The following is a 20,059-nucleotide window of genomic DNA, read 5'->3' as shown; positions in this document are numbered from 1 at the left end:
TCCTCTCCCCCACCACATTCACCCACCGAATGCCCGGTCGGGTCTGATCGGGTATCTCTGCTACCAACAACACCCGGATACCGACCGACTCGAGCAGCAAGGTGAGGCGAGCCGATGGGATGGCGGTGTAGAGCCGGCCATCGGCAGCTCGTTCGCCTTCGGGAGGCGGGGTGCGGTACGAGACGATGAGGCGTCCGCTGGGGCGGAGGATGCGGGCGAGGTTAACCGCTGCCCCGATCAGGTCGGCGGCGGGGAGGTGCATGAGTACGGCGACGCAGAGCACGTTGTCGAAGCTGGCATCTTTGACGCCGGCGAGGTCGGGGAGGGCGGCGGGTTGGACGTTGATGCCGGCGTAGGCGGCACGGGCTTCGTTGATCATCCCCACTGATGGTTCAAAGCCAATCGTCGGGTAGCCGTGCTGTTCGAGCCACGCGACATCGCGCCCACTGCCGCTGCCGATGTCAGCAGTGGGGCGGCCATGATGGAAAAAGGCCTCGATCAGGCGGTAGATCGCGTCTGGATGCTGATTGCGCTGAAATGCGGCCTGTTGGCGGGCCAGTTCGTCGTAGGTGCGGATGGTTTGCGGGTCGGGCATTGCTTTTGATCGTTGCTGTTACGTTGTTTCACCGGTGTCAGCGACATCGAGTGCGTAGCGCAGCAGTGCTTCGCGAGGAATGACGGTGAGCGCCGCTTCGTGGGTGGCGGCGAGGATAACCGGCGGGGCAACGCCGGCTTCGTAGGCTTCGAGCCAGCGAAGGGCGCAGAGGCACCAGCGATCACCCGGTTTGAGGCCGGGGAAGTTGTATTCGAGACGTGGGGTGATGAGGTCGTTACCGTGTGATCGGCTGAACGCGAGGAATTCGGCGGTGACTTGGGCGCAGACAACATGAAGACCAACGTCGTGCGGGCCGGTGTCGCAGCAGCCGTTGCGGTAAAAGCCGGTGAGGGGCTGCATACTGCACGGCATTAGTACGCCGCCAAGGACGTTACGCGCTATCGGTGGTTGGTGTCCGTTGGGTTGCATCTGTCTCCTCTGGCTGATGATGTGTCGGGTTGCCGTTCCTGTCTGAAACAGGCTCACACGGAGAAATGGAGGCGTGTGGCAAGATGGTCTGAAGCGCCACGATCACTCCTCTCGTGCTCTCAGATAGCCGGTATCGATCCTCGTACATCAGGTATCGTTGCTTTGCTTAGCTATCGCCTAAACATGGTATCACAACGGTGTCCATTGCGCAGACGAAGGATGCACCGACATGCTTATCGGAGGGGTATTGAGGCCGGATTATCGCGCAAACGGGATCAAGTTCCCGGCATCGTCCAACGTCCACACAGTCCCGTCGTTGGCGGTAATGCCGGTTTGGGTGCGCCAGCGTTCAGGTAGGGGGCGCGGCATCGCCAGCATGCCACCCGTTGGCGTGCTGAGCAGGGTAAAATCGAGTGTGCCAGCAGTCGTCCCCCGTATAGTGACACGTACTTTCCAGCAGCCGTTCCATTCGCGGTAGAAGTCGTAGTCAAGCTCGACCGGACCAAGCAGGTGATTGAGCAGATCGGCAATGAGCCGTTTGGCTTCGGGGACGCGCTTGCGCAGATCGGTGAGCGGTTGCGGCGTTGGCATAGGTTTGATAACGCAAAGACGCAGAGTCGTTACATATTTCTATTATAGTCGTTTTTGGGCAAATGTCATTCTGTGCAGCTCATTGCACCCGTGAGACGCCATTGCGTCGCATGGTCGCTTCACGCCACACCCGTACTGCGCCGCGCACGAAGCGATAAGCGACGAATGCGAGCACGAGTGCGATAATCAGCCCAAGGATAGGCAGGAAGATGGCGAGCAGGCTGAGCACGAACGAGAGTGCATCTTCAAAAAAGCTGAGGAAGGAATTGGCAGTACCGCCAGTGGCGGCGGTCACGGCAGGACGGATACTCGCGCGCGCACTTTGCGTGCCGGCGGCGGCAATGATTGCCGCGATGGCGACGACTGCCGGGTGGATGGCGACGACATCGTGAGCGGCGGCGAGGGCGACAATTGCGCCAGCGATGGGGCTGATCACCAGTCCGATAATGTGCAGTACGCTGTCAACCGCCGGCACCTTGTCGCCGATGAAGTCGATGATGGCCAGCGCGGCCAGTACAATCATCGTAATCGGATGAGCGAGCAGATCGAACGGTTCGCTGAGTTGGATCAGCCCTAGCCGTGATAGAACGCTAACGGTCAGCAACGGGAGATACGCATTCAGGCCGGTGGCAGTTGCAAGACCGAGTGAGCTAGCGAGAGCGATGATTGTCTCCATAAGCAATACTCCGGCAGCGGATGGATTGCAGAACAACCGCGTTCGATACTCTTGCGCCGAGGAGGATAGGATGCGTTACCCCGGCGGCAATCTGCTCCTTTTTCCTATCAGACGTGCAACCTGTGCAAAAAGTTGCGCGTCGGATCGCGTATCATACTACCACGTTTCGGTAGTACACAGTGAGGATAGGGTATGACAGAACCTCCGCGCGGTCGTCCGCGTCCGATCCCGTCACCGCCGCACCCGCAGACGCTGCGGCAGTGGGTGGTTGAGACGCGGCGGGCAGTGCGCAATGTGCCGGCGGCGTTCCGGCTGGTGTGGCAGGCTGACCGCAGGCATACGTTGCTGATGGCGGTGATTACGTTGTTGGCAGCGGGGTTGCCGCTGGCGCAGGCATACATCGGCAAGCTGATTGTTGATACGGTGGTGGCGGCGGTGCAGGGCGGGGTGGAGGCGCTGGTTGGCTTGCAACAGACGTTGCCGTGGCTACTGAGCGAGTTTGGGTTGATTACACTGGGGGCGGTATTAGCGCAGGGCCGGTCGCTCAGCGAGCATATCTTGCATGCCCGCCTGAGCAATCTGGTCAATTTGATGATCATGCGCAAGGCTCTGCTGCTCGACCTGCACTACTTTGAGGATGCGCAATACTACGACAAATTGCAAAACGCCCGGCGGGAAACGAATTGGCGGGCAATGGCGATGGTCAACACGGTGTTTAGCGCCATTCAGCAAGGGTTGACCTTGCTTTCGTTTGCAGCTAGCCTGCTTTGGTTGAGTCCGCTGATTGCGCTACTGCTGTTTGGCGCAACCATCCCGGCGTTTTTGGCCCAAACCCACTTTAGCCGGCTGCGGTTCCGACTGTTAACGTGGCGGGCGCCGGAGTTTCGCCGTATGCAATACCTTGAGCATCTGCTGACGGTAGATACGGCGGCGAAAGAGGTAAAGCTGTTTGCGCTGGGCGAGCCGCTGATTCAGCGTCATCAAGAGCAGTTTCATCGCTTCTTCTACGAAGATGAGACGTTAGCCCGGCGGCGTTCGCTGATCAGCACGCTATGGGGGATTGTGGCGAGCGTCGGGTACTACGCTGCTTACGGCTGGATTATTTGGCAGACGGTGGCCGGCGTGATCACGATCGGCGGCATGACGTTTTACCTGACACTCTTTCGCCAGAGTCAGTCGTTGGTGCAGACCTTGTTCGGTAATCTGGCTCAGCTTTACGAGGGCGGCTTGTTCTTAACCAATCTATTCGATTTTCTGGCGATTGAGCCGCGTATGAACGATGGCCGTAACCTGCCTGTGCCACGTACCATCCGGCACGGGATCGAGTTCCGCAACGTCAGTTTTCGCTACCCCGATCGCGACGAGTGGGCGTTGCGCCACATCAATCTGCATATCGCGCCGGGAGAGAAGATCGCGCTGGTTGGCTCGAATGGGGCTGGTAAGACGACCTTGATCAAGTTATTGACCCGACTGTACGATCCGACCGAGGGCCAAATCCTGCTCGATGGCATCGATCTGCGTGATTACAATATCAGTGAACTACGACAGCGCATTGGCGTCATCTTTCAAGATTTTGTGCGCTATCAGACCACAGCGCGGGAGAATATCGGGTTTGGCCAGATTGACGAACTGGCGAACGAACCGCGCATTCGCTCGGCGGCGGTGCGAGGCGGGGCCGATGAGGTGTTGGCGCACCTGCCGCACGGCTACGATACGATGCTGGGGCGTTGGTTTGAGAACGGGGCTGAGCTGTCGGGCGGGCAATGGCAGAAGATTGCGCTTGGACGCGCGTTTATGCGCGAGAGCGAAGTGCTGGTGCTTGACGAGCCGACGGCGGCGCTTGATGCGGAGCGTGAATACGAAATCTTTCAGCGCTTTCGTGATCTGACCGCGGGGAGGATTGCGGTGCTGATCAGCCATCGTTTTTCGACCGTTCGCATGGCTGACCGAATTGTTGTGCTAGAACAGGGCCGGATTACCGAAATGGGAACGCATCAGGAGTTGCTTACCCGCAGTGGGTTGTATGCCCGTCTGTTTAATATGCAGGCCGAAGGCTATCGTTGAAACAGGAGAGGTCATCATGGAGATCGGCGCGCTGCTCAAGCGGGGATTTGCGGTTTGGTGGCGATACAAAGTGCTGTGGGCGCTTGGAATGCTACTGGCGGTGGTGGGGCGGGGTGGGTATGGCGTGACAATCAATACCGGCGTAACGCAGCCTAGCGAGCGGTTGGAGGATTCTGTCATCCAGACGGTATTGGCCTTTGTACCAGATAATGTGACGCCAGAAACGGTTACCGGGTGGTTGGTGTCGTTGGGGGTGATTCTGGTGGTGGTATGGGTTGTGCTGCTCTTCGTCGGTAGTATTGTCGAAGGTGCAGCAATTGTGCAGACTGATGCGCTCGCGCAACGCGGGCAATTCGATCTGAACGGTAGTTTTGTTGCCGGCATTAGCCGGATGGTACCGTTGGCATTGATGGATTTGCTCTTGGCAATCCCTAGTCTCGTGGTGGGAATTGGTGTCTTTGCCGCGTTCGCCGGGCTGGTGTCGAGCGCAGTGGAAGTTGCTACTGGCGGGCCAAGTGCCTCGATGTTGGAACTTGCAATGATGCTAATGCTAGGCGTTGTCCTTTGTCTGTTGCTTCCAATTGGCTTGTGGGGGCTATTCCTCGCTGTCTTCCGCCCGCTAGCGGCGCGGGCGTGCGTGCTAGAAGGGCAAGGGCCGGTGGCCAGCATCAAGCGCGGCTGGCAGGTCTTGCGGCGCAATCTAGGTCAGGCGATTGTGGTCTGGTTGGTGACCTTTGGCATTGGTCTTGTCTACAGTATACCGGTGGGCGCAATTACGGGAATGGTGCTGTTTGCAACGGACGCCAATCTGTTGACGAGTTTTAGCGCGTGGTTGGTCATTATCGGGCTGTTGAACCTGATCTTTGCAGTTATCGTCGGCGGGTTATTGACTAGTCTGAATGTGGTGCTGTGGACAGTCGGCTACCGGCAGTGGACGATGACGGCACCGGCGATGCAGCAGGTGTATGCGCCGGTGAGGTGATAGGGATCGGCAACTACCAACCCCTCACCACTGTCGGCTATTCCATTGCCAGTGACGATTGACCTAGCAGTGACGGTCACTTTCATAGTGGCCGTCACTGCACCCTGTGAGTAAGGACGACGTCCATTGCGCGTCCGACGTCGCTTTGCGATTCCCTTCTTGCAACGAACCGTGTAGCCGGGAATGGGTCAGCACTGTCATCCTTCACGATGGGCGTGAAAAGAAGCCGTTTGACGCGAACAAGCAGGCGGCGCTACCCGTTTCAGCCGTCGTTGACGGGTATGGCGGGCATATGTGAACAATGGCCACACCAGCCCGGCAATGATGAGTACGCCAATACCCTGCGCGAGCGCGATCAAACTGGCTACTTCCATACTACTGTCTCCTCAGGTAAGATAATGCTCATTAAGAAATGAAGTATATACTAACCTAGCGAGACATAGTATACCGCAATAAAATCAATTTGTAAACCATTTACTTGATAATAGGGTGGCCCGCGAATGCAACTAGTGCATAGCCAACAATATGAGCCAGCATCAAGGCGACCATCGTCGTTGCGCCGGGTGCAGGCGAATTAGTACGCGTCAGGCGTGCAGCAGTATAAAGCCCAACCGGTAAGGTTGTAAGACAGGCAATCAGCACTTCAATCGGTACGATCCATCCGGCGAGCAAGACTGGTAACCCGTAAGCCAGTGCAAGGCTAAGCCACCACCACCAACGCACGTTTGCCCCGTACAAAACAGCAAGCGTATATTTGCCGACCTGCGCATCGGCGTGGCGATCAGCCCAATGGACGCCAAGAATGCAGACGAGCGCAGCGGCAACAATGGGCATAAGTTGGATATAAACACGGAGTGGTGGTGTGTCGTGGGCGCAGGCGTAAGCCATGAGTGGCATCAGCAAGCCACCGAGCAACGCATTGGTAAGTTCACCCCAACCGCGCCGTTCGAGTGCGATCGGCGGCATCGAATATACCCAGCCGCCAAGCAAGCCGATGAGCAAGATGATCCCTGCCGCAAATGGTATCGCACCGCTAATCGTGGCCCACGCACCACCGAGCAGGGTGATCCCGCTGACCACCAAAGCTGCTCGCAACGCGAGGGACTGGTCGGCGTACCCGGCAGCAATCGCCCCACTCCCACCCGACACACCAGTGTGATGCGCTAACGCATCAGTGTCGGCGTCGGCGTATTCGTCAGAGTAGTGCGCCGCTAGATTCGCCAGCATCGTGAGGGTTAACCCTATTGCCTGACGTCCCCAATCGATTGGCCCGTCAGCCAGTGCTATCGCTACCCCAACCGCGTATGCCAACACGCCACTGGGTAGAATGAGAGGTCGGCTCATTAGCCAGAGACCGTAAAGATGGTTGAAAACAGAGATCGCCGGTACAGACATAAACGGCTTCTCTATGTGGGATACTGGCTGGTTGTAGGCAGATTGTGACGCCTGCTCGTATCCATCGCTGCAACTGAATGCGCGCTAAACCTATTGCCTGACACGTTGAGGGTTACACGTGCATTATCTTCAGAACTTCTTCAGATTGTTTTAGGGTTTCGTTAAGACTTGTCAACTATACTGCTTGTGAAGCTAGCAATGACGTAAGCTTAGAAAGGAAAACATATGCGTAGTACTCTCATCATTATCGGTGTTGCTATCCTGAGCGCACTAATGTGGTCGCCTAGTGCAGCCCGTGCCCAGCCGGGCCGTGTTGATACGCCGGTGACCGTCACCGGTACAGTGACAGCATGGAAATATGCGCCACGAGGGGAGGTCGATGGTTTTTACCTCGACAATGGCGCAGAGGTGCGCTTTCCTAAACATTGGGGAGCGATCGTGATGCAGTCCATTTCAGTAGGGACGGTAGTGCGAGTCGATGGTCGTCAACACACTGGTCGGCGTGGCGATGTGCATATCAAAGCGCAGGTAATCACGAACGTGAACACAAATGTGCAGGTGGTCATTGAAGCGGTTGTTGACATTGAGGCTCAGATTACTGCCTACATGTACAGCCGCAGCGGACGGATCGATGGCCTTATCCTCAGTACAGGCGATGAGGTGCGGACACCGCCTCACTTAGCTAACACAATTGCGAACGCGCTGCCGATAGGGGCTTCGGTACGGGTTGTCGGTGTGCGCAAGACCGGTAAGTATGGTGATGTCCACATTAAACCCGATACGATCACGAATCTCGATACCGGTGTTGTCATCGTCATTCCATAGCACGTAGCTTGTTAGCGGTTTTACCGTAGATTTGGATGCACTGCGATCGGTGCATCCTGATTCCTGTTATAGGCGTAGAATGGCTTCTATCGTATAAGGAGCAGCGTGATGAAGGTAACTGATGATGGAGCACGACGCCAAGCTGGTGAAAGTCGTGAATTGCACATTGTCGTTATCGAAGACGAGCCAACGATCGCCGAATCGCTGCGAGTTGGCTTGACCGACGAAGGAATGCAAGTTTCCGTAGCGTGTGATGGCAATAGTGGGTGGCATATCGTCAAGGAGCAGGGAGCCGATCTAGTTATCCTTGATTTGATGCTGCCTGATATTGATGGAATGGTTATTTGCCGTCGTCTACGGACCCTGTCGAGTACCTTACCGATCATTATGCTCACAGCGCGAGGTGAAGTACAAGAACGGGTGCAAGGATTGCAGCAAGGAGCAGATGACTATATCGTCAAGCCATTTAGCTTTGACGAACTGTTGGCGCGGGTACATGCCGTTTTACGGCGGGCCGGATTATCTCAGCAACCTACCGTGTTGCGGGTTGCCGGCCTTGTGCTCAACATAGAGACGCGCGACGTTACCTTCCATGGGCGGCCACTTGAATTGACTCCAACCGAATTTGCGCTTCTTGAGCTATTTATGCGTTACCCACGGCGTGTATTTACGCGCGAGACCTTGCTAAGCCGGGTATGGGGCTTTACCTACGCCGGTGACTCGAATATTGTTGAAGTTCATATGAGTAATTTACGCGAGAAGATAGGTGATCATGAGCGTAAACTCATCCGAACCATCTACGGTGTTGGGTACTGCTTGCGGCCAGATGCGACAATGGTGGCATAGACGTTCATTGCGCCAGCGCTTGGCATTGCTCTACAGCGGCTTGCTCGCCTTGCTGCTTTGCTTGCTAGGCGTAGCCTTCTACCTCGATATGCGGCAATTTTTGCTCAGCAGCACCGAGTTACGTATTCGGGCACAAGCGAAGCCGGTTATCGAGCAGTATCTTTTTTACCGATCCGATCCCTCTCAACAGTTAGCCCAGATCGCCAGCCAACTGAGCCGTGATCTGACATCACGTGATACTACTGCACTCGTGTTCGATCGGACAGGCACGCTCTTGGCCGATGGCCGTCGGCTGCCTGAAGAGCCACTTGCGACACCGGTGGCGGCTGCGTATTTAGCAAAGGCCTTGGCCGGGCAAAATGATGTCTCGGTTATTCAGCACGATGGCGAACAGCGTATGCTGAGCCTCCTGATCCCGCTGCGATCGGCACCGGGTGCGTCTGTAGTGTTTGGTGTGGTGCAGATGAGCACACCATTGACGTCGATTGAGGCGACATTGCAACGGCAAAGCCTTATCATTGGCGCGAGTGTGGTCATTGTATTGCTGGTTGGCAGTGTGATCGGCTTCTGGCTCACGAGTTCGACCCTGCATCCGCTCAGCGATCTGATTGGGGCGTGCCGTACCATTGCCCAAGGTAATCTGCACCAAAAAGTGCCCGTTCTTCCCCCCCACGACGAACTTGGTCAGTTAACGCAGGCATTTAACGAGATGGTCGAGCGACTGGAACAGAACTTTCAGGCCCAGCGCCGCTTTATTGCCGACGCTGCCCACGAAATGCGCACGCCGCTTACTGCATTGCGCAGCGGACTAGAAGTGTTGTTACGCGGAGCGCAGGATGATCCGCAGACGGCGTTTCGTTTGATTCAGAGTATGCATCGCGATGTGGTGCGACTCTGTCAGGTGAGTGAGCAACTGCTTGACAAAGCGCGCTACGAGTCGAGTCGGGCGTTGTATGTACGTCCAGTTGCAATTGCTGATATGATGAACGAGTTTGTAGTCCAAGCTCGGTTGTTAGCCGGCCCGCGGACGTTAATCCTCGAGGAAGGACCAGCAGTGCAAGTACGACTCGACCCCGATAGCTTGAAGCAGGCACTGTTTCATCTGGTGGATAATGCTATCCAACACACGGCACCGAATAGCGTTATTCGGTTAGGCTGGTCAGTAGCACAGCAAACGTTACATTGTTGGGTGGCTGATAATGGCGAGGGAATTGCTGACACCGACCTTCCTCATGTTTTTACACCATTCTATCGCGGTGATCGATCACGCTCGCGTCGTACCGGCGGTACCGGTTTGGGGCTGACGCTGGTGCAGGGTGTTGCCCAAGCGCATGGGGGTGAGGTGACGATTGCGAGTCGACTAGGTCAAGGGACGCGGGTGACAATCAGTGTGCCGCTCTGAGTGAATTGATGTAGTCTGATGGATTCGCGGCGGTTGTGGCAATGGGCAAGGGTACCGGATCCGACCTTAGTTGATACCCCGCGCCGATTGTTGGCATGCGCCGAGCGTCTCTTTGCCATCGTAACGACGGCAGAATGTAAAGAGTTGGAATAGATTAGCACTCGTTATTCCAAGATATACTCCTCGATAACTCTGAACGTATGCTGTAGCACACGAGTGCCTGCAAAATGCGGTCACCCTCTTGACAGAGGTTGTACAATATATTTAGAACATCTAAATATATATTCGATCTATTTCCTAAATCTAAAAGATATGTAGGAGTGCGAAACAACATGTCGCCTTTCGACCCGCGTTACCGGCGTACTCCCGCCGAGCGCAGCGTAGTGGCGTTGTATCGGATCGCGCAGGCCATCGAGATATTGCTTCGCCGCCGGGGAAAGTCGGTCCGTCTGACGCCAACCCAAATTGATACCCTATTGTTCTTGAAATACGCCCGGCCGGGAGTGCGTACTGTGGGTGGCTTGGCACAGCGCCTCGGTGTGACCTACGCTACTGCGAGCACGGTAGCCGATGGTCTTGAGCGGCGGGGTTTGGTGACGCGACGAGTGGTCGGTCCGGATTGGCGCGTGGTGGGGTTGCAGTTGACCGAACAGGGCATGATACAGATAGCTCATCTCGAAGGGGCGCTTGATAGCTTGCAGGCGGCAATTGGTGAGTTGACTCTCAATGAGCAGGCTCACTTCGATCAGATGTTGCAAGTGCTAGTGCGATCGTTGCAGGATGCTGGTGCAGTGCAGGTGTACGAAATGTGTTGGGGATGCCAGTTCTTCCGGCCCAATGCTCATCCTGATCGTCCGGCAACACCTCACCATTGCGCGTTCGTCGATGCACCGTTGGCTGATGGCGATACTACCTTCGAATGCCCTGATTTTGTGCCCGCCGAACCGGTGAACGAGTGATATTACCCATAGGAAAGCACCGGATCGGCGGCTAGAAAGGAAGGGGGCGCGATGTCGTTTACGCTGATGCTCTACAGTGCCGCCGATTGCGAAGATACCGAGCAAACACGTGTAGTGTTGCGCGAGCGTCATATCACGTTTGTCGAGTGTCCCGTCGACGATGATCCTATTGCCGAGCACTTTATCATCTTCATCAACCATGGCTTTCGCAGCACGCCGACACGAGTGTTTACTGTAGAGAAGTTTAAAGTGATTGTGACTGAACCTTCAACCGCAGAACTTGATCGGACTTTGCATATCGTTGCCGGTTTGCTGTCAGCAGATGACAAGAAAGGAGGAAACGATGACTACGCCAGTGCTTCCCGGTTATGACTATGGTACAGCACAGGTAACGCCTTCGCCATTGAGCCTAGCCGACTTTGAGCTGCTAAAGCAGGCGGTGCTGTTTGGCCCTGACGATGAGCGTTACCTACGTATGGCCGGTGACGTGTTAGCCGATCAGATCGACGATGTGCTCGATGTATGGTACGGATTTGTCGGTTCGCATCCTCATCTTGTGTACTATTTTACCGATGGTCAAGGTAATCTGAGTCGCGACTATGTAGCTGCTGTGCGTCGTCGCTTCGGTCAGTGGATACTTGATACGTGTCGGCGGCCCTACGATCAGGCGTGGCTTGATTATGCCCATGAGATTGGTTTACGCCATCACCGCAGCAAGAAGAACCAGACGGATCATATCGTGGCCGTATCCCACGTCCATTTTCGCTATATGGTTGCCTTTATCTACCCAATTACCGCAACGATCAAGCCTTTTTTGGCTAAGAAGGGCCATTCTGCTGAAGAGGTCGAAGGAATGTATCAGGCATGGTTTAAGTCGGTAGTGATGCAAGTGGCGTTGTGGAGCGCGCCCTATGTGTTGCCGGGTGATTTCTAAGCTGGTATTGATCTGTGCTTGAGCAAATCTTGAGCGTTGCGCTGCATACTAGCATCGTTATGTTGATAATGATCAACGGAGGTGTCTCGTATGCAGCGGTTGCTTTTGGTGTTGTTTTTGGCGCTGGTGGCGTGTAGTCAATCTGCCACACCTCCCCCGATGGTTGGGATGGATCATTCGATGACCCATGGGGGTAATGCACCGTATGATGCGCTGTTCATTGATAGCATGATCGAGCATCACGAGGGTGCGATCACGATGGCGCGGCAGGCGTTGCAAGCAAGTCAAGATGAGCGGCTTCGCCAACTGGCCGAGGCAATCATTGCCACTCAAGAAGCTGAGATTAGGCAGATGCAGCAATGGCGTCAGACGTGGTATCCCGATCTGCCGCCGACTGGTGGGATGATGATGGAGATGGGACCGATGGCGGTACCGGATGGCAATGCACCGTTTGATCAACGCTTCCTCGAGGCGATGATTCCGCATCACGAGGGGGCAATTGCGATGGCGCGCGATGCTTTGCTCAAAGCTGAACATGCTGAGATTAAGAAATTAGCCCAAACTATTATCACTGCCCAAGAGGCCGAAATTGCCCAGATGCGGGCGTGGTTAGGACAATAAGTGCATCTGTCGCGCCGTTGACTTGCATATAAGGGTGCAGGCGTCGCGTCGGCCAAGCCCATTGCCGAGACACGTGTGAGTTGTAGGTGGTGTCTTGCGGATTGTCGTACAGTCCTGCTGTGTTTGTCCCTTGCCCTGTGTCGAGACGCTCATATAGCGGGGGGAGCTTGGTATATCCTCTGCATCCACGAACCGAAGCGGTCGCCATTTTTGGCGACCAAACACTGTTTTCCCAGTGGTCTCTCGTTCGTTACCATGCACTCAACGATAGCAACCGTTCATTACCAGCAATGCCGTTATGTCTGTTCCTACAATCCTGATCGTTGAAGATGAAACGCGCCTGCGTGAACTGGTGCAGCGCTATCTGGTGCAAGCCGGTTTTCAGGTGGCGCAGGCGGCTGATGGCCAGAGCGCCTTGGCGCAAGCTCGTCATCTGCAACCCGACCTGATCATTCTCGATCTCATGCTGCCAGAGCTTGATGGGTTAGAGGTGTGCCGGCAGGTGCGCTCGTTTTCACATTCCTACATCTTGATGCTAACTGCGAAGGCGGAAGAGATTGATCGGGTAGTCGGGCTAGAGGCTGGCGCTGACGATTATCTCGTGAAGCCTTTTTCGCCGCGCGAATTGGTTGCACGAGTGCGGGCCTTGCTTCGCCGTCCCCGCCATCTCAGTTGTGACGATGAGCAGTCGATCAGGTATGGCTCGCTCGTGATTGATCCAGTCGCGCGTATGGTCTGGCTTGATGGCAACCTCATCTCATTGACCCATCTCGAATACTCGCTATTGCGCGTCTTAGCCGCAGCGCCCGGGCGGGTCTTTTCGCGCGCTCAACTCCTCGACCGGGTGTGGGGCGGCGACTTCTTTGGTGATGATCACGTGGTGGAAGTACATATCGCCAATTTGCGCAAGAAGTTGGGTGATGATCCGGCCGAGCCCCGCTTTATTTTTACGGTGCGCAGTGTTGGTTATCGGTTTGGAGAGCGGCGATGAAAGGAGGGGTAGCGCGGGGCGGTTTGCGGCGGCGATTGTTCATTGCTCATCTACTGACGATTGCCGCTGGCGCGATCACACTGCTTGGCGTGATGCTGCTTTTGGCACCGGGACTGCATGACCGTCTGATGGTTGCGTGGCTGGGTCCGCATTGGGCTGCCACGGCTGATGACAGTATGATCGAGATGGAACGGGCGACGAACGCCATCTTCACGCAGGCGATGGTGCAGGCGTTGACAATCAGCAGTGGCGCAGCGATGGTAGTGGCGGTGGTGGTGAGCTTCGCGGCTTCACGGCGAGTCGCCCAACCGCTCGAACGGCTCGTCATCGCAGCGCGGCGGATTGCCGCCGGCCACTACCGCGAGCGCGTGCCAATACAAGGCGATTACGAGTTGGCCCAGCTAGCAGCGCAATTCAATACGATGGCCGCCACCCTTGAAAACGCAGAGCAGCGCCGAGTAGCCTTGATCGGCGATGTGGCCCACGAGTTGCGCACACCGCTGGCTACGATTGCCGGTTACGTTGAAGGGATGCTCGATGGCGTCGTCGAATCTGATGAAGGGACGTGGGTGTTGGTGCTTGATGAGGTCAATCGGCTGCGCCGATTAGTCGGCGATCTGCAAGAGCTATCGCGGGTAGAGTCGGGGCAGGTGGCGTTGAACCTCACTGCGGTTACACCGGCAGCGTTGAGTGCAGCAGCGGTGGCTCGTTTGGAAGCGCAATTTGCTGAAAAAGGGGTGACGCTACGCACGCAGGTCGCAGCCGATTTACCATTGGTGAGCGCCGATCCTGACCGAGTGCTGCAAGTATTGATCAACCTGCTCGGCAACGCTTTGCACTACACACCGGTCGGTGGTGAGGTGACAGTACAGGCAGTGCGGGTCGGTGATGCTGTGCAATGGTGTGTGCGCGATACCGGCATCGGTATTGCTGCCGAGCATCTGCCCCATCTCTTCGAGCGCTTCTACCGCGTGGATAAGGCGCGGATGCGTGCAACCGGTGGTGCTGGTATTGGCCTGACCATCTGCAAAGCGTTGGTCGAGCTGCACGGTGGGCAGATTTGGGGCGAAAGCGCCGGGTTGGGGCAGGGCGCAGCATTCTTCTTTACCGTACCACTATTCCACCACTACAAATAATGCTTCAGCCATTCGTTGCCCTAGAACGAGCGATCGTTGATTGAGTCGAACGACGTATCGGTGCAGCGGATCGGGCACGCGGATCAGTGTGCATCCCGGCAACACTTCGTGACTCCAGAGGCGTTGGAGGCGGTGCGGTGCGTGGCTGACCCATTCGGCAATACGAACGAGTCGACAGCGCTGACCAAACGGCGCGGTAGCTAGCCGTTGTTCGTTGACGAGTGGTGCGCTGCGTCCGGGGATCGGGTTGCCATGCGGGCACACTGTTGCGTGCCGTGTCAATTCGACCACCCTCTCAAAAAAATGTGGTGAGGCACTTGAGGCTAAACACATTGCTTCACGATGCACGAATATCCACGGTACACCAAGTGCATCGCAGAGAAACCGTTCAAGCAGGCGATGTCGGATTTGCAGATGGTGAGCCAGCAAGCAACCATTGGTCGTTAATGATAATGTTCCATCACCGGTTATAGTGACTAGATTGCGCTTATACAGACGTTGCAATCCTTGCAACTCGTGTGCGGAGGCCACCTGATCAGCCCGAAGAACAGCTTGATCTTCAGCCAAGTCGGCTAACGTCAATAGACAAGCTAGTTCAGTTGGTGTGCATTGCAAGGCAACGTTTGGTGGCAAAAATGATGTATATTGCGTCACCATATCATCAACTTCTCGCGTAAGGGCGCACCGTTGTGCGCCCTTATCCTATCGGTATACTCCTCTTCTCTTGATGGAGCGATCCTTTGAATTCACTCGTGCTTATCCGTGATGGACGTTAAATGGCTTGCCACGTGGCTCAACCGGTACATCAGGCCGGGTAGTATCCATGATGATCTCGTGCAGTTCAAGCTTATTGGGTGCGGTAAACGCCTCTTTGGGCAACGTACCTGAACGAGCGTGTCCCTGCCGGAACTCATCAGATCGCACCCAAGCCTCGAAATGGGCACGACTCTCCCATACGGTTAACACTATGTACGGATCGCCGGGATTGACCGGGCGAAGTAGTTGGTTACTGATAAAACCGGGCATTCGATCAACGAGGCGAGCGCGATTGCGGAAGGTCTCCTCGAACAGGTCAGCGTAATCAGGATGGACATAAATGCGATTAGCGGTCGTAATCATAACTCCTCCTTATCAACTTAATCCGTACTGTCGCCGCGTGCGTAGTATCAGAACTAGAAAGAAGGGACCACCGGCAAAGGCAGTGAATAGTCCGACCGGAATTTCGGCGGGAGCAGCCAAGGTACGCGCTAGCAAATCGGCCAATACTAATAGCATCGCCCCGCCGAGCGCACAGGCCGGAATCAACCAGCGATGGTCAGGACCAATAGCGAGCCGAACCATATGCGGTACAATCAGCCCAATGAACCCAATCGGGCCGACAAGAGCGACCGTGGCGCCGGTCGCTAGTGCAGCCATCAAGACGGCGGCGCGTTTGATCCATTCGATATTGACTCCTAGATGACGGGCCTCAGTCTCTCCCAAGGCAAACAAATTGAGGTAGAAACCCAAGCGTGGGGCAAGAGCCAATACGAACAAGATCAGCGGTGCTGCGGCTAGTACTGTTTCCCACAACGCGCCACCTAACCCGCCCAGTGTCCAGAAGACGATTGAACGTAGCTGGGCATCGTCGGCAAGATACGTTAGCAAACCAGTAGTTGCGCCAGCTAATGCATTCAAGGCCAATCCCACCAGCAACAACATTGCGACATCAGTTCGTCCGTGGCGGCGCGATAACTGATAGACGAGTAAGGTGGTTGCCGTACCAGCAAGGAAGGCGGCTATTGGCAAGGTATAGATGCCGATTACTGCCACCCCGCTCACAATGGTAAAGACCGCACCGAGCGCCGCCCCGCTGCTAATACCAATGAGGCCGGGATCGGCGAGTGGATTTCGAAAAATCCCCTGTAAAAGTGCGCCACTCACTGCCAATGCTGCACCAGCCAATCCACCTAACACAACCCGTGGCAAGCGAATATGCCAAAGCACAGCCATTTGTTGTGGGGTGAACGTTACATCCAAGTTGATGCCGACCTTGCTTAAGATAATAGCTAACGCTACTTCTGGAGGAATGGCGACGGCTCCAATGCCGACACCGAGCAAGAGCGCACCGAACAGAACTACTGCTAGGGTTATGATCAGCCAGCTTCGTCCGACGAATTTTGGAGCGATGACAGTTGTGCTGACCCGGCTATGCGTCTCTATCATGATCCCTCCGTCTGCACAACAGCATTGCGGAAAGCGGTAACTAAATCGGCCAATGCTTGCCCAGTGCGCGGACCCATGCCGTTCAGGTAGAGATCATCAAAATCGACCACACGCCGCTGCTGACCGGCGGGGGTATCGGCAAGACCCGGAATACTTAAGAGACCATCGATTCCACCCACCGACTCAAGGCCTTTAGTGAGAACCAAGATAATGTCAGGCTGAGCAGCAATCACAACTTCTGCACTGAGCGGTGCATAGTTGACGATGCCAACCTCGGTGGCAGCGTTGATACCCCCAGCGGCGGTAATCATCGCATCAATAGCAGTGTTCGCACCGGCTACCTGTTGTACATCGGTGCCGCGCAAATAGAGGAAGAGGACACGTGGTTGGCGCGGTAGAGTACTAGCTTCGGCGCGTGCTCGTGCAATCTCAGCCTCAACCTGACCGGCCAATTCGTAGCCCCGTTGTGGAATGCCAAGGGCACGGGCAACAAAAATGATCTTTTGGGCGGGTGATTCGAGTGTAGGCGGACTAGCAGTGAGTGCAATCGGTACACCGGCTGCGCGTACTTGGGCTAACGCTTCTGGCGGCCCGGCAAATTCATTACCAATAACCAGAGTCGGATCCAGTGACAGAATACCTTCCGCATTGAGCCGGCGCTGATAGCCAACACTTGGCAAGGCCTTCGTCTTCTCGGCGGGATATGTGGCGCTTATATCGACGCCAACTACAGAATCGCCCATACCGAGTGTGAAAATGATTTCTGTTATATCACCGGATAGACTCACAATCCGATCAATCGACTCGATGACTACTGTCTCACCCTGATAATCAGTTACGGTTGCGGGTAGGATGGGTGTTACAGTGGTTGATGCGGCAGCCGGTTCTGGAACGTTTGTTGGCGCTGGAACTGCCGTGGGAGCCGTTGTAGCAGCCGGTTCTGGAACGTTTGTTGGTGCTGGAGCCGCTGTCGGGCCCGTTGCAGTGGAATTCGTGCCGCAGGCGGCGAGCAACGCTAGCGAGGTCAGAAAAACGAGCAGTTTAGCGAACTTTGGCAACATGGGTCGATGCACTCCTTGTGTGATCTTCCGGTAAACTAAGCACAAGTGGCGTAGCCGCACGTGGGTGTGGTTGTACTGTGATTGGTACACCGTACACGTCGCTTAGCAAATCAGCTCGTAACACGTCCCACGGCGATCCAATCGCGTGCAGACGGCCTTGATGCATTACCCCAATCCGGTCAGCGTAGAGTGCTGCCAGATTGACATCGTGCAGGACGATCAAGGCGGCACCACCCTGATCGGCTGCGCGACGAGCTAGTTGCAAGATGCGATGCTGATGACGCAGATCAAGTGCCGCTGTCGGTTCATCGAGCAACAGGATAGGTGTCGTCTGAGCCAAGACTCGCGCCATCTGCACCCGAGCCTGTTCACCTCCGGAAAGTGTTGGCAGGGGCCGGGTAGCGAATGATGTGGTTTCAGTTTGTGCCAATGCCTCCTCTACAATCGCAAGATCACGTTTACTTTCCGCTTGCCCGCGTAGGTGTGGTGCACGGCCCATAAGCGCTACTTCTAATGCGGTAAAGGGAAAGGTTACGATAATTTGCTGGCGTAATACAGCGCGTCGTTGGGCCTGTGCCAATGCCGACATCCGATTGAGGTTATGGCGTTCAAGCCAAATCTCACCAGTGGTCGGCGATAAGTCGCCGGCTAGCAAGCTTAGGAGCGTGCTCTTGCCAGCGCCGTTAGGTCCAACGAGTATCACTACCTCGCCAGCAGAGAGCGAGAGGGAAACCGACTGCACCAACCATCGACCGTCGGTGCGATAACCAATCTCATGAGCGACCAGCAGTTCCATAGGAGTTGTATCTCTCCTGAAGTGTACTAAGCGACGTGGTTAGAATATACTAATTCAATCATTTTGTCAACCTTAAACTTTGAAAACTACCACCCCGCATCCCGGCCCGCTCCCTAGCGGAGAGCGGGGCAGGGCGTTTACTCCATTCGCTTCGCCAAACTTGACATACCTTCTCGCCTGTGCTATACTTCTTCGCGTTGCGAGGGCGTATAGCTCAGCCGGTTAGAGCGCGATCCTGATAAGATCGAGGTCGGTGGTTCGAGTCCACCTACGCCCACCAACACCGAGAGAATAGAGAATGAGCGACCATTCTCTATTCTCTCTTGTTTTGGGGCGATAGCTCAGTTGGTAGAGCATCTGCTTTGCACGCAGAAGGTCAGGGGTTCGAATCCCCTTCGCTCCACCAATCACCTCCTCCCCTCCTGCTGTGCGGGCGGGCCGTAGCAAAGCTGCGGCCCGCTTGTGTTTTTGGGCGAAGTGATGGTATGTCTCAGCCGGGCGGCAGCGCAAGAAGTGAGCGGGTTGACGCCTACCCCGCCATTGATTGGCACATCAGCGGGAGCTTGCTACGGGAGCTATACGTTCTTGCAATGGTAAAGAGATGGGTTCGACGCTGGCGTGCCACGACCAACCAACGTGTCATTGCGCGGAGGTGCAGCCCCGCAAGCAACCTCCTGTGAACGCGGGAGGCGTAGGTTACTGGGAGGAGGTTGCAGGCAGGGCGGTGAGTAGATAGCGTTCTCTCTCATCGGGGATAGCGGCGGACGTGTCGCGCCAAGGAGAGCATCCGGTGTGTCGCACCCTCACAATGACAGGCAGCAGCCGGCGCTGCTGGCTTTGCAATCCTTGGCGCATAACGAATAAAGACTGGGCAGACAGCGCGTCGCTCTGTCGCTGTGACGATGGTTTGGCGCTTATGACGGCGTAGCGGTGCTACGCCGTTCAATTGCAATTCGTAAGATCTCGAAAATACTTGACAAATTTTGAAAATTACTCTAGACTATGGAAACAATTCCCGGACAGTATGGATACTCAAGCAGGCAATTGCTCTTTTCGTTTATCATCGTGATCGTGACAGGGCAAACCCTGTTTGACCCACCACTTCGCGATATGTCGATCAGAAGAGGGCAAGGCGCATGGCAGAACATCACAACGATGCATTCCCGCCAGAAGTGCGGCGTGACCAGATTATGGCGCTGTTGCAACGCCACGGCCAAGTGACAGTGAAGTGGTGCGCCGAACAGTTGGGTGTTTCCGAAGTGACGATCCGCAGCGATTTTGCTCTGCTCGAACGTGAAGGCTTGCTACGACGGGTGTGGGGTGGGGCAGTGCTCGATCGTCCGTTGTGGCCGGAAGGCAGTTTCGCGTCGCGCCTGAAAGTGCAATCGGCGGAAAAGGAGCGGATCGCGCGCGCGGCAGCCGAACTGATCGTTGACGGCGACGCGGTAATGCTCGATGCTAGCACGACGTCTTATGCCATTGCCCGCCAGATTGCTGATCGGCGCAATCTCACCATTATTACCAACGGGATGCATCTCGCGCTGGCGCTGG

At 55.8% G+C, this 20,059-nt stretch carries 23 protein-coding genes and 2 tRNA genes; 14 read left to right on the top strand and 11 right to left on the bottom strand.

The window, feature by feature from the left end:
- The 4 genes from Q1A00_RS07000 to Q1A00_RS06985 form a co-directional block, all read right to left on the bottom strand.
- The coding region (locus Q1A00_RS07000) for a bifunctional 2-polyprenyl-6-hydroxyphenol methylase/3-demethylubiquinol 3-O-methyltransferase UbiG (RefSeq protein ID WP_298406799.1) at window positions 1-595 on the bottom strand (595 nt) is incomplete at its 3' end.
- A gap of 18 nt (window positions 596-613) precedes the next feature.
- Window positions 614-1,024: a DUF2237 domain-containing protein gene (locus Q1A00_RS06995; RefSeq protein WP_298406801.1), complete on the bottom strand. Its 411-nt coding sequence runs from the start codon at window positions 1,022-1,024 to the stop codon at window positions 614-616.
- 258 nt (window positions 1,025-1,282) lie between these two features.
- Window positions 1,283-1,615, bottom strand: coding sequence for a hypothetical protein (locus Q1A00_RS06990; protein WP_298406803.1), 333 nt, complete (start codon window positions 1,613-1,615; stop codon window positions 1,283-1,285).
- A 79-nt stretch (window positions 1,616-1,694) separates the two neighbouring features.
- A complete protein-coding gene (locus tag Q1A00_RS06985) occupies window positions 1,695-2,291 on the bottom strand; it encodes a DUF4126 domain-containing protein (RefSeq protein ID WP_298406806.1) in 597 nt (198 codons plus the stop codon).
- 192 nt (window positions 2,292-2,483) lie between these two features.
- On the opposite strand from Q1A00_RS06985, the gene Q1A00_RS06980 reads away from it, so the two are divergent.
- Window positions 2,484-4,355: an ABC transporter ATP-binding protein gene (locus Q1A00_RS06980; protein WP_299755903.1), complete on the top strand. Its 1,872-nt coding sequence runs from the start codon at window positions 2,484-2,486 to the stop codon at window positions 4,353-4,355.
- 16 nt (window positions 4,356-4,371) lie between these two features.
- The gene (locus Q1A00_RS06975) at window positions 4,372-5,337 is read left to right on the top strand and encodes a hypothetical protein (RefSeq protein ID WP_299755900.1); all 966 of its coding nucleotides are present in this window, start codon (window positions 4,372-4,374) and stop codon (window positions 5,335-5,337) included.
- Between the two features lie 197 nt (window positions 5,338-5,534).
- Here Q1A00_RS06975 and Q1A00_RS06970 read toward each other — a convergent pair whose 3' ends face one another.
- Window positions 5,535-5,711 (bottom strand): hypothetical protein, encoded by a 177-nt coding sequence (locus Q1A00_RS06970; RefSeq protein ID WP_298406814.1) that lies wholly within the window; start codon window positions 5,709-5,711, stop codon window positions 5,535-5,537.
- A 100-nt stretch (window positions 5,712-5,811) separates the two neighbouring features.
- Entirely contained in the window at window positions 5,812-6,681 is an 870-nt protein-coding gene (locus Q1A00_RS06965) for a prenyltransferase (protein WP_298406817.1), read from the bottom strand.
- 276 nt (window positions 6,682-6,957) lie between these two features.
- Between Q1A00_RS06965 and Q1A00_RS06960 the strand changes: the two genes are divergently transcribed.
- The 9 genes from Q1A00_RS06960 to Q1A00_RS06920 all read left to right on the top strand — a co-directional run bounded on the left by Q1A00_RS06960 (window position 6,958) and on the right by Q1A00_RS06920 (window position 14,446).
- Window positions 6,958-7,557 carry a hypothetical protein gene (locus Q1A00_RS06960; protein WP_298406820.1) on the top strand — a complete coding sequence of 200 codons (600 nt, stop codon included), beginning with the start codon at window positions 6,958-6,960 and terminating at the stop codon, window positions 7,555-7,557.
- 108 nt (window positions 7,558-7,665) lie between these two features.
- Window positions 7,666-8,403 carry a response regulator transcription factor gene (locus Q1A00_RS06955; RefSeq protein ID WP_298406822.1) on the top strand — a complete coding sequence of 246 codons (738 nt, stop codon included), beginning with the start codon at window positions 7,666-7,668 and terminating at the stop codon, window positions 8,401-8,403.
- Entirely contained in the window at window positions 8,330-9,805 is a 1,476-nt protein-coding gene (locus tag Q1A00_RS06950) for a HAMP domain-containing sensor histidine kinase (protein WP_298406825.1), read from the top strand. Before Q1A00_RS06955 ends, Q1A00_RS06950 begins: the two co-directional genes overlap by 74 nt.
- Window positions 9,806-10,137: 332 nt before the next feature.
- Window positions 10,138-10,764 carry a MarR family winged helix-turn-helix transcriptional regulator gene (locus Q1A00_RS06945; RefSeq protein WP_298406828.1) on the top strand — a complete coding sequence of 209 codons (627 nt, stop codon included), beginning with the start codon at window positions 10,138-10,140 and terminating at the stop codon, window positions 10,762-10,764.
- A gap of 51 nt (window positions 10,765-10,815) precedes the next feature.
- Window positions 10,816-11,136 carry a hypothetical protein gene (locus Q1A00_RS06940; protein ID WP_298406831.1) on the top strand — a complete coding sequence of 107 codons (321 nt, stop codon included), beginning with the start codon at window positions 10,816-10,818 and terminating at the stop codon, window positions 11,134-11,136.
- Window positions 11,108-11,698: a protoglobin domain-containing protein gene (locus tag Q1A00_RS06935; RefSeq protein ID WP_298406833.1), complete on the top strand. Its 591-nt coding sequence runs from the start codon at window positions 11,108-11,110 to the stop codon at window positions 11,696-11,698. Before Q1A00_RS06940 ends, Q1A00_RS06935 begins: the two co-directional genes overlap by 29 nt.
- Before the next feature lie 90 nt (window positions 11,699-11,788).
- Entirely contained in the window at window positions 11,789-12,319 is a 531-nt protein-coding gene (locus tag Q1A00_RS06930; RefSeq protein WP_299755894.1) for a DUF305 domain-containing protein, read from the top strand.
- Window positions 12,320-12,617: 298 nt separating this feature from the next.
- Window positions 12,618-13,310, top strand: coding sequence for a response regulator transcription factor (locus Q1A00_RS06925; RefSeq protein WP_299755891.1), 693 nt, complete (start codon window positions 12,618-12,620; stop codon window positions 13,308-13,310).
- Window positions 13,307-14,446: an ATP-binding protein gene (locus tag Q1A00_RS06920; RefSeq protein ID WP_298406841.1), complete on the top strand. Its 1,140-nt coding sequence runs from the start codon at window positions 13,307-13,309 to the stop codon at window positions 14,444-14,446. The genes Q1A00_RS06925 and Q1A00_RS06920 overlap by 4 nt, the downstream gene beginning before the upstream one ends.
- Here Q1A00_RS06920 and Q1A00_RS06915 read toward each other — a convergent pair.
- From Q1A00_RS06915 to Q1A00_RS06895, 5 genes are all read right to left on the bottom strand, one after another.
- Entirely contained in the window at window positions 14,426-15,103 is a 678-nt protein-coding gene (locus Q1A00_RS06915; protein ID WP_298406843.1) for a metal-dependent transcriptional regulator, read from the bottom strand. The two genes, Q1A00_RS06920 and Q1A00_RS06915, sit on opposite strands and share 21 nt — an antisense overlap.
- A gap of 99 nt (window positions 15,104-15,202) precedes the next feature.
- Window positions 15,203-15,565 (bottom strand): antibiotic biosynthesis monooxygenase, encoded by a 363-nt coding sequence (locus Q1A00_RS06910; protein ID WP_298406846.1) that lies wholly within the window; start codon window positions 15,563-15,565, stop codon window positions 15,203-15,205.
- A 12-nt stretch (window positions 15,566-15,577) separates the two neighbouring features.
- Window positions 15,578-16,651 (bottom strand): iron ABC transporter permease, encoded by a 1,074-nt coding sequence (locus tag Q1A00_RS06905; RefSeq protein WP_298482087.1) that lies wholly within the window; start codon window positions 16,649-16,651, stop codon window positions 15,578-15,580.
- Window positions 16,648-17,712: an ABC transporter substrate-binding protein gene (locus Q1A00_RS06900; protein ID WP_298406852.1), complete on the bottom strand. Its 1,065-nt coding sequence runs from the start codon at window positions 17,710-17,712 to the stop codon at window positions 16,648-16,650. Before Q1A00_RS06900 ends, Q1A00_RS06905 begins: the two co-directional genes overlap by 4 nt.
- Window positions 17,693-18,508 carry a heme ABC transporter ATP-binding protein gene (locus tag Q1A00_RS06895; protein ID WP_298406855.1) on the bottom strand — a complete coding sequence of 272 codons (816 nt, stop codon included), beginning with the start codon at window positions 18,506-18,508 and terminating at the stop codon, window positions 17,693-17,695. Before Q1A00_RS06895 ends, Q1A00_RS06900 begins: the two co-directional genes overlap by 20 nt.
- Before the next feature lie 203 nt (window positions 18,509-18,711).
- Between Q1A00_RS06895 and Q1A00_RS06890 the strand changes: the two genes are divergently transcribed.
- The 3 genes from Q1A00_RS06890 to Q1A00_RS06880 form a co-directional block, all read left to right on the top strand.
- Window positions 18,712-18,788, top strand: a tRNA-Ile gene (locus Q1A00_RS06890).
- A 50-nt stretch (window positions 18,789-18,838) separates the two neighbouring features.
- A tRNA-Ala gene (locus Q1A00_RS06885) sits at window positions 18,839-18,914 on the top strand.
- Window positions 18,915-19,644: 730 nt separating this feature from the next.
- On the top strand, window positions 19,645-20,059 hold a 415-nt coding region (locus Q1A00_RS06880; protein ID WP_299755884.1), incomplete at its 3' end, for a DeoR/GlpR family DNA-binding transcription regulator.

Origin of the sequence: uncultured Chloroflexus sp. (assembly GCF_938091255.1) — a bacterium.
In the GTDB taxonomy this organism is placed as follows: domain Bacteria; phylum Chloroflexota; class Chloroflexia; order Chloroflexales; family Chloroflexaceae; genus Chloroflexus.
This window is presented reverse-complemented; position numbering and strand designations above follow the sequence as displayed.